The sequence below is a fragment of the Salinicola sp. MH3R3-1 genome (assembly GCF_001937155.1).
Classification (GTDB): domain Bacteria; phylum Pseudomonadota; class Gammaproteobacteria; order Pseudomonadales; family Halomonadaceae; genus Salinicola; species Salinicola halophyticus.
Genome location: NZ_MSDP01000030.1, coordinates 51257 through 65418 on the forward strand (window position 1 = coordinate 51257; position 14162 = coordinate 65418).

Here is a 14162-nt window from a genome sequence, read left to right on the forward strand (position 1 = left end):
CCAAGTTTTACATTAAGGGAGGATCACGATGTCATCTTTTCCATGGAGGGATACACCTGCTTACTACGGTCGAATCAGCCGCTGGCTACACTGGGGTATTGGCGCTCTGTTGCTATGGCAACTGGGCGGTATGACGGCCAAGGTATTATGGGGGCACCCGCAATGGATACAGGCTTGGCTTTCGACTCATCGGCCACTAGGAACGCTACTGATGGGGCTGATTATGGCTCGAGCGCTTTGGGCTCTACTCAGCCTACCCCACCGCCCAACTCATACCGGTGGACTGGCGCGTACAGCCGTAATGTCTCATCTGCTGCTCTATCTGCTTATGCTGGGAATACCGGCTCTCGGGCTCTACATGACATGGCTCGGCGGCCAGCCATTCACGCCATTTGGCATACCTCTATTCGATGGCAGAAGCCCCGAAAACGGTCGCATGATGATAGCTCGCCAGTGGCATGTCTGGCTTGGTTGGACCCTGCTGACGCTGATTGTTGTTCATGCTGGCATGGCACTTCTTTGGCACGGGCTAATACGGCGTGACGGGATTCTTGCCCGCATGGCTGGCCGCCGACAAGGCTAAACTTCATCATCTAGGCTGAAAATAGGCTGTACGACATGAATCCGATGGCTTTCATTCAACGGCGCGTCAGTTCCGACCCACGTCATCGATCACCAAGAGATATCTTATGAGTCCAGAAAAAACCAGGAGTGGCATCGACACCAACCAACAAAACCATATTTTATCGAAGGTTAATGAGTGAGCATTGTAGCTCTTTCTTCGGACGTAAGACCAAGGCATTATTGGAGCATAAAGATACCAAAATAGAAGAGGCTTCCTTACGCAGAACAGATCCAGCAAGCTTACTCTTATCCTTGCTCATCGTACTCATGGTCCTATTTATGAACACCTAGGATGCACCCAAGTATTCAAGGCAACCCAAATAGACAAATGTAAATTCAAGCATGCAATAGTTGCAAAAGCAATACTTAGCCCTTATCGAAAACCAGATAACGATACTGATGATTTATGGACGCCAATTCGCATACCGATGGCAATAACGAGCCTGCTTACTCAATTAAGTCTTTTGAGCTCAACAGGCAGCAGCTAGGAATTTAAGCACTAAAGGTAGTACACATGATACCACACTGGCCTACGGCTCTTTCCTGGCTTTCTGTTGCACTAGGTATTTTGTGCGTTATCTATATCATCATGGTCGTGCGAAGGAACCCACGCAACATCAGCCTCATGAATCATATCTGGCAAACCTTCTCGTTTTTAGGCCATTTATTAACCATTGTTCTCTACCGAAAAAATGACCCTTTAGCAGCGCGAAAAGCTCCTCTAAGGACAGCAGCAGATAACGACAAACCTTCATATTATCGTTATACCTCCTTCCCTCTCAAGGTGGCAAAAGGGACCTTGCAATGTGGCAGTGGCTGCGTGCTCGGCAATATAGCTGCCATAGCCTTGATATCACTTTTTCCATCGATTTCCATTTGGCTAGGCTGGCAAACACTATTTGATAAGGAAATATTTTCAGTATGGATATTGAGTTATTTCTTAGCTTTTTTGCTAGCGATATCATTTCAATACCTCACTATCCAAAAGACGCGTAACTCTTCATTTGGCAATGGTATCATCCAAGCGATAAAAGTTGACTTTTTGCCCCTAACCTTTTGGCAAGTGGGGGTGTATGGATTCATGGCCTTCGCCCATTTCTACCTCTTTCCTTCAGTCTTGGGCCATCCGTTGCGCATTAATACAATTGAATTTTGGTTTATGATACAAGTTGCCATGGCTTTTGGTTTTATCATCTCATATCCGGTCAACTGGTGGCTAATAAAGCTCGAAATCAAAGGAGAAATGTAGCCTCCGCATAACAATATCATTTAATCATCAAGCAATAATGGAGTGAAGAATCAGATAATGATTCAGCTTTTTTTCAGGCTCATCACACACACTTGTACTGCACCAATCATTTAGGAGTATATCATGAAAAGCAGAATCAAAGTGTTGATCCTAGCAATTGCGGTAGCCGCTACCGCTCCGGTTTTTGCTGCACCGGGACACGAAGAAGCCGAAGGCAAAATACTCAAAGAGGGCGTCTCATCTTCTCAGCAACTAGGAGGTAGCCCAGTCCGATATCAGATCCCCGTCGCCAGAACAGGAAAACTGTATTTGAGCAGTGAACACCTTGCGAGCGAATCAAATCGAACGATGGCCATAGAAGCCTCTTTGTACTCGCCTTCTGGCCAACTTCTTGCTAAAGATTCTGACAGCAAAGGGCACTTCACACTCAATGAAAGTGTGGACCCCGGAACCTATTACTTAGATATAAAAGGATCGTCTCTTGGTAGCGTTAACGATTCTGATAATCGTTACAACATCCACATGGGCGTCAAATAGAGACTAAAAAGTCAAAGGCACTTTTCGCCAAGCCCAAAAGGGCTTGGCATTAAAAATGCCCGACCTCCATTATTATAAAAAAACAGCCTGCTCTTAGCGAAAACAACACAAATTCTTTATGATACAGCACCGGCTTTTCCAAACAGACATGTGGGGCAACCATTATATTTGAAATAACCAGCTATCTCGGCCTTTTTTTTACGGCTTTGGGGGCAGCGACACTACTGCCAATGCAATCAGAGGTAGTGCTTATGGCCATGTTGTTTTCAAATAAATACCTCATCCCACTTTTGCTACTGGTCGCAACATTAGGAAACGTGCTTGGCTCCGCTATCAATTGGTACATAGGTCGCCACATAGACCAGTACAGCCATAGACGATGGTTCCCATGTAAAAAGGAAAAACTTGATAAGACTCGGGCTATCTATCTACGCCATGGACGATGGGTTCTTGTGCTAAGTTGGATGCCAATCGTTGGTGATCCTTTAACTATAATAGCGGGCTTCATGCGTGAACCTCTTTGGAGTTTCCTTTTGATCGTCACATTTGCCAAAGGTCTGCGCTACCTCGTAATCGCAGCTATTGCAACAACGTGACCCCTCCGAAGAGGGGCTGGGTTGAGGTCAATGTGAGCGTCAAGCGACCAACTGACGGGCCAGCTCCATTTCGACCGACTCGCCATCGTTGTTGAGCGCATCGAGCCCGGACTCGGGGATGTCCCCGGACGTGCTCTGCGCCACGGCGATCTTGCTGGCCATCAGTCGCAGACAGGCGATCTGTGAGGTCTCGGCGTAGCCGAAGAACACCACACGCACCGCCCGGTGCTGACCGATACGCCACGAGCGCCGAGCCGCTTGCTGCAGCGTGTATACGTTCCAGCCGGTCTGCATGAACGCGATCGTCGGGAAGTCGAGAAGATCCAGGCCGGTTTTCACCAGCTCCGGGTTGGTGATCAGTACATCGATCCCTTTCTCGACCTGATCCGCGATCCAATCTTCCCGCCGACTGGTGTCGACGCTCGAGCGCAGCACGGCCACCTTCAGCCCCGCCTGCTCGAGCACCCGCTTCAGGCGACTCGTCGTGTCGCGCTTGCCGGTGTAGGTGGAATAGACCAGCACCTTGCGGCCCTGGGCTTTCTCCGACCGACATAGCTCGACCAGCTCGTCCTCCTTCGGCATCGTCGACGTCTCGTCGAAGATCGACTTAGTGAAGTTGATCAGCTCCCGCGAGCGCGGGTGCTTGACCGTCTCCGGCCGAAAACAGCAGTCAGGCCACGCCAGCAACACGTTGAGCACCACGCCCAGCAGTGTGGTGTCCTTGCGTGCCAGCGCCTCTTTCAACGCCTGTGTCAGCTCTCCAGAGAGCCTCTCATAGGCGCTGGCCTGGCCGGACGACATCGGGACTTCCACGAACTCCTCGTCATACGGTGGCAGTACATCGCCACCGATGTCCTTGAGCTTGAGAAAGACCGTGAAGGGCAACACGTAGCGCAGTATGCCCTTGGGACCGAAACCTGGTGCCTTCACCGTGCGCACCGAGGTTTTCCGCCCCTTCGCCGTCTTGTGTCCAGCGCCCTCGCGCTCCGAGTAGATGTCTTTGAGAACACCGTGCTCGCGCATGAAGGCCATGGACGCCGCTCCCAAAGAATTGCGCTGGGGACGGTAGCCGTCTTCGATCATCACCGGCGTCAGGATCCGGAAGAGCAGGTAGAACAGATCGTCCGCGTAGCCGCCCATCAGCGTGCCGGTCAGCAAAAGCGTCTTGCGTGCCTTTGCTGCCAGTACGCCCATAGCCTGGCCTTGGGCCGATCCTGCGTTCTTGTACTCATGCCCCTCGTCGACGATCAGCAGGTCGAAGAACTGATCGGGCAGGTAGCGCTTCACGAATTCGCTCGGCTGGAAACCGCCCTCACCGAAACCGAACTCGATATTCGCCATCGCCCGCTCCATTCTCGTCGCCTGTCGATCGTTGAACACCAGGTCGCCGTTCTCGTCCATCAGGTTGATGAACTCGTGCACGTTGTCGGCCAGCATCGACGAGAGAAACCCCTCGCCGAACTGGTCGATCAGTTTCTCCGATGTCACCTTGCCGATCGTCGGAATGCGCTGCAGCGCCTTGAGCACCGAACGACGGCGGGCATCCCCTCCGGGCTGCCGCTGTCGTATGAGTGTCCAGAGCTGGCCACCGCATCCGGTGCATGCTTGCTGACGCTCGGTCTGCTGAAACAATTCGAACCGAATCGGCTCATTGTCGTTGTCGAGGATCATGCGGCCGCAGTCCGGACACGCGGCGAGGCGACCGGCAATGGTACGCTTCGGGGTGGCCACCGGGATCCAGTGAAACCCCATTCGCATCCGCACGCGCCCCAGCACGAAGAACTCCGGCCGGCTACCGTCTGGCTGTCCCAGTTGCTCCCTCAGCTTGAGCAACTTCGCCAGCGTGTCCGGCCCATTAAGTACCCAGACCCGAGCCTCGGGCACCGTCTCGAGGATCTCGCGCCGCCACTTGTAGACCAGGTGCGGCGGAGACACGATCAACGATCGACGATAGCCTTCGGTCGCCATCACGGCGGCGACGGCGATCGCCATCATCGTCTTGCCGGTCCCCATCTCGGCGTTAATCACGCCGGCACGCTCGTTCTGATCCAGCAGCAGCGCGCAGATCGCGTGAACGACATCCGCCTGTGCCGGAAACGGCTGGCGTGCCAGCGCGTTCATCACCGCCTGTCGCGCCAGGTTCCCTCGGCCGTCGTAGACCGGAGGGTGGGTGTGGTTGAGCGTATCCAGAAGTCCGTCGCCGAACTCATCGATGAAATCGTTGAGCGCGATGACGTTATCCGGTGCTGTGCATTGCATGTTCATGTCCGTCTCCAATGAAAACGGGCAGAACACGACCCCACGGGCGATGTTCTGCCCGTAGGGGTTGGCTCGCTCTATGAGCGTGCGTGGTGGTTTATGCCGTCTCGGCGTCCGAGTCGGTGGGTTCAGATTGTGCAGGAGCATCCTGCGCCGGCGTCGAGGTGATCGTGAACAATCGCCCCTTGTCGGGAGAGTCCGGCGTCACGTCCCAGGCCATGATGGCCGGCACGAAACGATCGGTCAGAATCCGACGCTCGCTGATGTTGCCATCGGCGTCTTCGTCGAACTCGACCTTCGAGGACTTCTCTTTGAAGGTGTCGCCCTTCACGACCAGTTGACGCCCCGAACGCGAGGTCACGATGCCCGATATGCCTCCCGCTGCCAGCGACAGCGCGAGGTGCCAGCTCGAAAGCCGGCGCAGCGGACGTCGTTGTGTAACCCCATCGGTCCAGAACGCGAGGTTGAAATCGGGCCATAGCCCGCCCAGTTGATCGATCTCCTGCTTCAGCTGCTCGGGTTCCAGCGACACGCGGTAGCAGTGTGGCGCGCTGCCGATCGCCGGCGGCACATCATAGAGACCATCACACCAGATCGAAGGCAGCGGCTCGGGCTTGAACTCTCCCAGCCCGATTTGCTGCAACATCTGCCTGATCGTTTTGGCCCTATCGTTTGCCAGTAGTGCATTGCGCTTCGTGCGAACGCCAAAGACGACGACCTGCTTGAAGGTATCGACCGCGGCCTCGAACGCAGTGACGCGATCGAAGTGCTGGCTGACCCAGCTCGACAGCTCATCGTCGAAGACGTAGTGCGGCACGATCATTACCAAGATCCCGCCGTACTGCAGAAGGTGCACACAGCGCTGGTAGAACAGCTTCTCCAGGCGCTGCCTGCCCTTGCCGGCATACCCCTTGCTGCCGCCGGTTTCACTGACGAGATCGCCGTAAGGTGGGTTGAAGAACATCATCCCGAACGAGCGTGGCGAGATGACGGTATCCATCAGGTCCGACTGAATGCCGACATCGACCAGGCTCTGCATGTGACGCGCTCGCTCGAGATCGAACTCGATGCCGTAGGTGTCGGTTCGTTCCCGGCCCAGCCGGTGAGCGCTTTCCAGAATCGCATGGCCTTCGCCAGCGCACGGATCCAGAATGCGCACCCGCTGGTCGTGCGAGGTGCCCAGTGCCTGGAGGACACGATCAATCGTGTCCTCGTCGGTCGGGTAGTAGCCGTTCTTGGCGAAGTTGCGCGCCAGGCGTGGAAACATCAGAGCCATGATGGCCTCCTGGGTTCATTGCGTGGCGAGATCGCCGGAGTGAATGAGATGACCGATAGCGTCCTGAACGCTGGCCAGCGAGAGATCGATCCAGACACCGGATAGGCGCTCGGACGTCTGATCGAGCATGCGTATCGCGCCCTGCTCGAGGAGCAGTTGAACGACCGTGGGGCGCCAGTGATCCAGCAACGGAAACGCGGCGAGATCCCGCAGACGCGACCAGAGCATCACGCTCTTGTCCTGTCGCGAGTCGCGTTCGTTGAAGATCGCGTAGCACTGTCGATGCGCTCGATCCGGATCCTGACAGCGCTGGTCGAACAGCCAGAGGTTCAGCAGGCTGCCGAACCGCGTCTGCCGATAGGTCCGCGTCGTACGTTTGGCCATGCGCTCACGGTCCAGCTGTAGAGCGACCGACTGGCCATCTCGCTGGAGCGTGATCTCCGTCCAGCCACCTTCGGCGATCGGCAGGGTCAGCTTGGCCATCAGTTCGTGAATGGCGGTATCCCGCCCCCACAGGGACAGGAAGACCGCGCGGTCGCCATCGGCGACATAGCTATCCAGAAAAAGCTCCGGCGCCTCCTCGAGACGCCAGAGCGGGGTTGCAGGTGACATGCTGCCTCCATCGACAAGGATGGGGACGAGCTGCCCCCAGGGGCAGTCATCGCCCCCGGGGGTTGAGTGTCAGATTCAAGCCGCTGCGGCAGCTGAATAGGTCCAGATTTGTGACGTGGCATCGAAGCGATAGCCCATCTGCTTCAGGCGAGTGACCTGGGCACGGAACGTGCCCCGATCGACCGTGGAATCCAGCTTGACGCTGTCACCCAATGGCCATTGGTGCCCGAACAGATCGATGTCCTGATCATCCACCTGCGGTCGGCGCTTCGGCTTGGCCTCGGCGCTTTCCTCTTGCAGTTGATCCGTCGATGCCGGCGTGCGGAATTCCTCGTGCGTCTGCTTGAGGAATTCCGCTGCCAGACGTGCCGCGCCAGTGGCGCGAAAGATGGCTTTCTTGTCCGCCTGCAGCACGCTGATCCAGCTGGCGATGTAGGCGGCGTCGAAGGCCTCGTTGCGAATACCGAAGTGCCCGCACAGAAAGGCCGAGCCCAGCTGCGCGACCAGCTCCTCGAGCGCGTAGCGTTCGGAACCGAACGGCTCGGGGTCGGTGATCCCGATGCGTGCCAGGCGCGTTTCGTGCCCGGTGGCATGGGTCAGTTCATGCAGTGCCACGCTGTAGTAGCTATCCCCGTCGTGGAATCGCTCCTTCGCGGGCATCAACACCCTGTCTTGCCGGGGGTAATACCCAGCGATCTCGCGATCCAGCGAGTGCGTAACCTTGATGCCACAGCCGTCGATGAAGTCATCCAGCGCATCCACGCTGTCGAATCCCTCGACCGACGTCGCCGGCGGATTCGTGACCTCATCGGGCAGACCGTCACACTGATCCACGTTGAACAGATTGAAGCCCCTCAAAATCGCGAAGTGCTTCTCCTTGGGGTTGCCCTCGTCGTCGAGCACCGGCTCACCGGCGTCGTCGACGATCTCGCGCTTCATGGGTTTGTAGAAGCACGCGAGAGTACTTTTCTCACCCTTGCGTACTGTGCCCCCGGCCTCTTTCGCTTGGCGAAAGGTGAGCCAGCGGTCCTGTGAAAATCCCCGCTTACCGGCCATGTCCCAGAGCAGAGGCACATTGATGCCGCTGTACTGGCGACCAGAGACGGCGTTGCAGGGTGTGAGTGGCGTTCGGCTGGACGGATCCCAGGGCTGTCCGATACCGGGCAGATGCCCTTGCTCGAGACTGTCCAGAATCCGATCAGTGATTGCCTGGTAGATGTCGGCCATCGTCGAAACCTCATGATGACGACCGAGATGCCCCACCGGGAGCGAATCCCGGTCGGGGTGGAAGATGAAAAAGCTCGGCGTGCCGGGCTCTGATTGAAGTGGAATGTTGTGTGTTCAGGCAGCCAGGCGGTCATGGCCAGACAGCGAGAACACCATCGTCTGTTTGCCAAGTTGATGCTCCAACTCGACATGGACACCGACGAACAGCGGTAGCAACAACCCGCCGGTGCGATGCGGTGCCGCTATGTCAAAATCGAGCGATCGACTGCCTGCAGGCGCTTTCGTCAGCTCCTCTCGAGCCTGCTCCAGGAACGCATCGAGGCGTTCGACCCAGTGCAGGCCCTCAAGAGCCGAGTGCGATGTGCCAGCCGTCTCGAAGAGCGCGACCACCTCGTTGATGAGTGGCTGCTCCATCTGCACCATCACATCGCGACGATCGGGGCAGAGCCCGAGACGTTGCGCCTTGAAGGTGAGATCGATACGGACGTTGGGGTTGTGAGTGTTGCGATTCATGGATGCTTCTCCTTAAGAACGAAAAAAGGGGAAGCACCTCGCCCCATGGGGAAGGAAACTTCCCCATGGGTGGATACCGCTTGGTTTATGCCGGCAGAACGTGTGCCTTCCAGGTATGGCGGTGCGTGTTCACCTGACGGTGATCCACGACTTTGCCCTGGTCATTTCGGACTGGCTCCTTGACAACCACCGCCTCGCGCCCGAGAAACTCGAGCGCCACGGTATCGCCAACAGCCAGTGGGGTCTCACGCGCAACGCGCTTGAGATCGATCCCCCCATACGGTCTTGTCGTCACCACGCTCGGACCGCAGCGTGATGTAGTAGCTGAGGCGGTTTGCCTCGTCGAACTGATAGGACGCGCTGCCATGGGCAACGATCTCTCCCTGGTGAGTAGCGCCACGGCGATGAGAGGTCGATCCCTTCTTCACGGAATTGGACGTTTCATCGTCATTGCCAGAGGCGCCGCCGCCGAAGCCAAAGCTGATGAGGCCAAGGCGCTTTAGCACCACCAAGGCGACCAGCGTCAGCCAGATCCAACGGAGCGGATCAGGAATGACCTGTGGCAGCATGAGCGGAATCAGAACGGAGAACAGCAGGGCTCGAGAGCCTTGGAAAGGATTCATGGTGCAGCTCCAGTGGATCGGGTCCGGGAGATACACCATCCCCATCCGGGGAAAGTGATTCCCCGGATGGGTGGTTCGGCGCGAGGCCGAGTATTCGGAAGTGGCATCCAGCTCAGGTGAGCGCCGTCTTTCGGGATGCGTTAACGGCTTCGGGAATTGCCCGAAGGCAAAAGGCGTCACTGATGACCGTCAGTGACCGCGGCTTGCATCTTGAGGATAGCTGGACCGGATCCAAGGCTGCAAGAGCCAGTAATCGGACCAGCACTGCTCTGCCCTGGCTTGATACCTGGGACGGCCTTGGGCTGATGCGATGGTCTAAGTGACTGGCACTTCAGAGAACATTAATTTACATTCTTAACATTCAGCAATGAGGATCGGCTGGGGCCGCTTTCGACCCAAACCGGACATTGGAGTCTTAACTCGGAATTTGTCAGTATTAAAGACCATTATAAATGGCTCAGGAAGTTATAATTCGACATGATAAGGGAACTTTCTAAAGGCTTTAATAAATGAAAATCACCTCCTTCGTCTTAAAAAACTATCGTCGATTAGCCGAAGTTACCTTGGTACTTGATGATAAAAAAACTGTTCTTGTCGGCGCTAATAATAGTGGAAAAACGTCCTGTATTGGAGCGCTACACACATTCTTAAAAAGTCCGGACAATCTAAAGTTAAGAGATATATCGAAACGGAATTGGAAGGAAATCCAAAAGCTGGGTGAACAGGTCGAAGTCAAATTTCCTGATAGCGAAGAAATAGAGAATCTATCGAGCACCCTAACTAGTTTGTTGCCTAGTTTAGACATCGAGATTACAGCTAAAGCAAGTGAGGCATACAAGGCTCGTGACATCCTGCCAGACTTGGAATGGTGCGGCGGCCCTCTATCGGTTCGCATAACTTACGAAGCAGTCGATGTCATCAAACTATGTCGTGAGTTCGCTGATATGAGAGCTGTAGTGTCAGAACATGGAGGCACAGTGAGCTTGTGGCCTAAAGACCTATGTGACTTCTTGGAAAAAGGCCAAAATTTCAGTAAATACATCAAACAAAAGCACCACATTTTGAGCAAAGAGTCAGAACCAGCTACGGAAACAGAGCCTGCTACTAAGGAAATCCTGCAACCGCTCACATCTGAAGCTTTAAAAAAGTTAATTCGAGTAGACGTGATATCTGAGCAACGAGGATTAGGGGCTGAGGATAATACAGATAAAAAAGGGCCATATTCAGAAAAGCAACGCCTCAACAAGTTGCTTCGTGAATATTATGAACGCGTTTTAAATCCAGAAGATTTTCCTGAGGCCGACGACCTCCATGTATTGGGACAACAACAATCGTTAGAAAATGATTTCACCAAAAGATTGAATAATCAGTTTGAAGCGCCTTTCGAAGAACTAAAAAGCATGGGTTATCCTGGTATAGGTGGTAACCCAACTGTTGAAATTTCTGCAAAAATTAGCGGTATGGATGCGTTACAAAAATCCTCCTCGGTTCGATACCGTTTTGACAAGGCGGAGGAAGAGTTCCTCCCTGAAAGTTATCTAGGGCTTGGCTACCAAAATCTCATATATCTAACATTCAGGCTTTTAGAATTTCGTGACAAATGGATGCGTGTTGGAAAATCAGCTTCTTCAGAAAGTGACCCTGAAGAAAGAATCGAGCCAATTCACTTAGTCTTACTTGAAGAGCCGGAAGTAAATCTTCACGCGCAAGTTCAGCGCGTATTTATATCAAAAGCTTATGATACTTTGCGAAATCATTATGATTTGCGTGATAAGGGAACTGGAGTTGATAAGCCTGAATACCAAACACAACTCATAATAAGCACCCACTCTAGTCATATTATCGATAATATGGACTTTAAAGATTTGCGGTATTTTAAACGGAATAATGCGAGTACATCCATTGCAATGGATCATACATCAATTGCAAACATGTCTGAGTTATTCGCGAAACCGAAAGATGAGCTTCTGTTTGTAAGAAAACACTTAAAGCTAACTCATTGTGACATTTTTTTTGCAGACGGTGTTATATTTGTTGAAGGGCAAGCAGAACGCCTTCTCGTTCCAGAGTTTATTTCCAATCGCTTCCCAGACTTAATGAATCGCTATATCTCTATGCTCGAAGTGAATGGGGCTCACACGCACAAGTATAGAGAATTAGTTGATAAGCTTGGGGTTGCAACTCTAGTGCTAACAGATCTCGATTCAGTCGATAAAGAAGGAAAGTCTTGTGTCCCGCAAAAAAAATCAGATCAAAAAACCAATAATGATATTTTAAAAAAATGGCATCCTAATAAAGAAAGCTTGGATGATTTGGTAGATTTGTCCAAAGAAGAACATGCAACAATCAGCGAAGGTACGCCGTTATATGTTGCTTACCAAAAGCCAACAGAAATTTCTGGAGGGGAGGCTTTATCTCGAACCTTTGAAGATGCATTGATTTTAGCAAATTTTGAGGATGAATACTTCCAAAATAAACCAAAACTGAAAGCTGCAAAAACTGCTCATGAAGATGGTAGTGGATCATTGTCAGAGTCACTTTATAACTATGTGAAAGGTTTGAAAAAAGGTGACTTTGCTTTCGAGTGCCTCTTGCATCTCGCGGATAATGAGGCGAACAGCTTTAATCCCCCCGAATATATTCACGATGGCCTCTCGTGGCTGGAAAAGCAACTTTCTCCAAAAGCTTAGGCGAAATTTATGACTGAAGAATATTACTTGGCAGAAACCAAGCCTATAGATCATGATAATAGCGTTGACGCTGGTATCCAAGAGTGCCTTCACCTAGGTTCGGGGAAAAGCTTTATCACCTTTGCGGGGGCGGGGTCAGGAAAAACATATTCTCTTAAAGAAGCACTTGATTTTCTAAAAGGTCGCTACTGGGCAGACTTTTCCCGGCAGGGTAAGAAAATCGCGGTTGTTACCTTTACAAACAACGCAGCTGATGAAATCAAGGATCGAGTAGAACAAAATACCGTTTTCGCTGTATCAACGATACATAGCTTTTGCTGGGCGTCTATTGCTGGCTTTAATGAAGACATCCGTAAGTGGTACTTGGAAACGCTTCCCTCCGATCTTGAAAGGGTAAAAGACGAAGAAAGACGTGGGCGTGTTGGCAAGGCTTCTGACGCTCGAAGAAGGACTATCATCCGTCTGGCGGAAAAAATGGAATGGCTAGCGGAACCACGTTCATTCATTTATGATCCTAACGGTGTAAATTCTTCAAACAATTCGCTATCACATGCGGATGTATTAAAAATTTTTTCACACTTTTTAACGACTAAACCAATGATGAAAGAAGTCATTGTAAATAAGTTCCCTTTTATATTTATCGACGAAAGTCAGGATACCAACGTAGATGTGGTCAACGCATTCTTTGATCTGAAAGATACAAAACCTGATAAAGTTGTTATAGGGCTGTTTGGGGATACGATGCAGCGTATTTTTGGCGGAGGCGAAGTTGAGCTGGGTAAGGCTAAGCCAAGCGGTTGGAAAACTTTTAACAAGGAAATGAATCATCGCTCAGCGAGACGTATCGTTGGTTTAGGTAATCAAATTCGAAGTGAAAATGATGGGCGTAGTCAGTACGCGAAAGATGGATCTGCAGAAGGTCACGTAAGATACTTTTTACTTTCACATGATGATTTTGTCAAACAAGATGTTGAAGAGAAAATTCGCAAAACCATGTCGGAAGTTACGGGTGATGCGGGTTGGATAGATGCTAAATCCGAAGAAACAGCTATCTTATTATTAGAACATAAAATGGCTAGTCGTCGGCTGGGGTTTGATGAGCTTTGGGAAAAGCTGTCAGTATCACCGAAAATTAAAGATCGAATTTCTGAAGGCGACAATGCTGAGCTGAACTTTTTCTCTGGCATCGTCTCTCCTTTGGCTGACGCGAGCCGGGAAGGTAGGCGTGCCGACCTTATGTCCATCTTAAGGGAAAACAAGTCCCCGCTTTTGGAGGCAAATTTACTTAATGATAATAAGGACGATCCGCTCTCTGCTGCTAGAGCTGCGGAACATGCATTTAGAGGTGTGGTTTCAAGTGAGGAGGTCAGTTTTCGTGAAGTTCTTGAAGTGCTTGCTGAGCACAATTTGCTTAAGATCCCAGAGAAATTAAAATCGTTTGTATCGGGTTCCGACGAAGACGATATTGAAGGAGAACCTAAAGAAGATTCAGATGAGAAAGATGACAGCGAAATTTCCGCTTGGGCTGAGGCACTAGAAACTGATTTCTTTCAAATCCGAAACTACAAGGACTATGCCGATGGGAATTCAATCTTTCGAACCCATCAAGGCGTAAAGGGTAACGAATTTGAGCGTGTTATGGTTATTATGGATGATGACGAGGCGGGGGGATTTTTATTTTCTTATGAGCAGTATTTCGGTGCGAAGGAAATTTCTAAAGCAAGCCAGAAAAAGCTGGATGCTGGAGAAGAGATTGGTATAGATCGTACTCGACGATTGTTCTATGTTACATCCACACGAGCGAAGAGTAGTCTTGCCCATGTGATATATACATCTGATGTATCCAAGGTAAAAGAATGTCTTTTAACAAAGAAATTTGCGCGAGAAGACGAAATTATTGAATTTGGAAATTTACGCTGAATGTCCGCTAATGGCCGAAAGCTGACGCTGAAGGCA

The 14162-nt window shown here is 51.9% G+C and carries 11 protein-coding genes and 1 pseudogene; 6 read left to right on the forward strand and 6 right to left on the reverse strand.

Annotation, left to right across the window (positions count from 1 at the left end; all coding sequences use genetic code 11):
• Positions 1-28 precede the first annotated feature (28 nt).
• From BTW08_RS16195 to BTW08_RS16205, 4 genes are all read left to right on the forward strand, one after another.
• Positions 29-583, forward strand: a complete 555-nt coding sequence (locus BTW08_RS16195) for a cytochrome b/b6 domain-containing protein (protein WP_071232265.1) — start codon at positions 29-31, stop codon at positions 581-583.
• 555 nt (positions 584-1138) lie between these two features.
• Positions 1139-1873: a DUF4396 domain-containing protein gene (locus BTW08_RS16200; protein WP_075563547.1), complete on the forward strand. Its 735-nt coding sequence runs from the start codon at positions 1139-1141 to the stop codon at positions 1871-1873.
• A 123-nt stretch (positions 1874-1996) separates the two neighbouring features.
• On the forward strand, positions 1997-2410 hold the full coding sequence (locus tag BTW08_RS19050; RefSeq protein ID WP_139284317.1) for a hypothetical protein: 414 nt from the start codon (positions 1997-1999) through the stop codon (positions 2408-2410).
• Positions 2411-2661: 251 nt separating this feature from the next.
• Positions 2662-3006 (forward strand): YqaA family protein, encoded by a 345-nt coding sequence (locus tag BTW08_RS16205; RefSeq protein ID WP_348638916.1) that lies wholly within the window; start codon positions 2662-2664, stop codon positions 3004-3006.
• 39 nt (positions 3007-3045) lie between these two features.
• On the opposite strand, the gene BTW08_RS16210 is transcribed toward BTW08_RS16205, so the two are convergent.
• The 6 genes and pseudogenes from BTW08_RS16210 to BTW08_RS16235 form a co-directional block, all read right to left on the reverse strand.
• Entirely contained in the window at positions 3046-5271 is a 2226-nt protein-coding gene (locus tag BTW08_RS16210; RefSeq protein ID WP_075563549.1) for a DEAD/DEAH box helicase, read from the reverse strand.
• A 160-nt stretch (positions 5272-5431) separates the two neighbouring features.
• Positions 5432-6541: pseudogene (locus BTW08_RS16215) on the reverse strand (DUF6094 domain-containing protein); the annotation flags it as partial.
• Positions 6542-6556: 15 nt separating this feature from the next.
• A complete protein-coding gene (locus BTW08_RS16220; RefSeq protein ID WP_075563551.1) occupies positions 6557-7153 on the reverse strand; it encodes a hypothetical protein in 597 nt (198 codons plus the stop codon).
• 75 nt (positions 7154-7228) lie between these two features.
• On the reverse strand, positions 7229-8380 hold the full coding sequence (locus BTW08_RS16225; RefSeq protein ID WP_075563552.1) for a DUF3275 family protein: 1152 nt from the start codon (positions 8378-8380) through the stop codon (positions 7229-7231).
• 114 nt (positions 8381-8494) lie between these two features.
• Positions 8495-8893 carry a hypothetical protein gene (locus BTW08_RS16230; RefSeq protein ID WP_075563553.1) on the reverse strand — a complete coding sequence of 133 codons (399 nt, stop codon included), beginning with the start codon at positions 8891-8893 and terminating at the stop codon, positions 8495-8497.
• A 245-nt stretch (positions 8894-9138) separates the two neighbouring features.
• Complete coding sequence (locus BTW08_RS16235) at positions 9139-9516, reverse strand: hypothetical protein (protein WP_075563554.1); 378 nt, start codon at positions 9514-9516, stop codon at positions 9139-9141.
• 509 nt (positions 9517-10025) lie between these two features.
• Between BTW08_RS16235 and BTW08_RS16240 the strand changes: the two genes are divergently transcribed.
• The gene (locus BTW08_RS16240; RefSeq protein ID WP_075563555.1) at positions 10026-12206 is read left to right on the forward strand and encodes an AAA family ATPase; all 2181 of its coding nucleotides are present in this window, start codon (positions 10026-10028) and stop codon (positions 12204-12206) included.
• Positions 12207-12215: 9 nt separating this feature from the next.
• Positions 12216-14126 (forward strand): UvrD-helicase domain-containing protein, encoded by a 1911-nt coding sequence (locus BTW08_RS16245; protein WP_075563556.1) that lies wholly within the window; start codon positions 12216-12218, stop codon positions 14124-14126.
• The last annotated feature ends 36 nt before the right edge of the window (positions 14127-14162 follow it).

Coding starts and splice junctions, on each gene's coding strand:
- BTW08_RS16195 (WP_071232265.1), top strand. CDS start 29: ATGTCATCTTTTCCATGGAGGGATACACCTGCTTACTACGGTCGAATC.
- BTW08_RS16200 (WP_075563547.1), top strand. CDS start 1,139: ATGATACCACACTGGCCTACGGCTCTTTCCTGGCTTTCTGTTGCACTA.
- BTW08_RS19050 (WP_139284317.1), top strand. CDS start 1,997: ATGAAAAGCAGAATCAAAGTGTTGATCCTAGCAATTGCGGTAGCCGCT.
- BTW08_RS16205 (WP_348638916.1), top strand. CDS start 2,662: ATGGCCATGTTGTTTTCAAATAAATACCTCATCCCACTTTTGCTACTG.
- BTW08_RS16210 (WP_075563549.1), bottom strand. CDS start 5,271: ATGAACATGCAATGCACAGCACCGGATAACGTCATCGCGCTCAACGAT.
- BTW08_RS16220 (WP_075563551.1), bottom strand. CDS start 7,153: ATGTCACCTGCAACCCCGCTCTGGCGTCTCGAGGAGGCGCCGGAGCTT.
- BTW08_RS16225 (WP_075563552.1), bottom strand. CDS start 8,380: ATGGCCGACATCTACCAGGCAATCACTGATCGGATTCTGGACAGTCTC.
- BTW08_RS16230 (WP_075563553.1), bottom strand. CDS start 8,893: ATGAATCGCAACACTCACAACCCCAACGTCCGTATCGATCTCACCTTC.
- BTW08_RS16235 (WP_075563554.1), bottom strand. CDS start 9,516: ATGAATCCTTTCCAAGGCTCTCGAGCCCTGCTGTTCTCCGTTCTGATT.
- BTW08_RS16240 (WP_075563555.1), top strand. CDS start 10,026: ATGAAAATCACCTCCTTCGTCTTAAAAAACTATCGTCGATTAGCCGAA.
- BTW08_RS16245 (WP_075563556.1), top strand. CDS start 12,216: ATGACTGAAGAATATTACTTGGCAGAAACCAAGCCTATAGATCATGAT.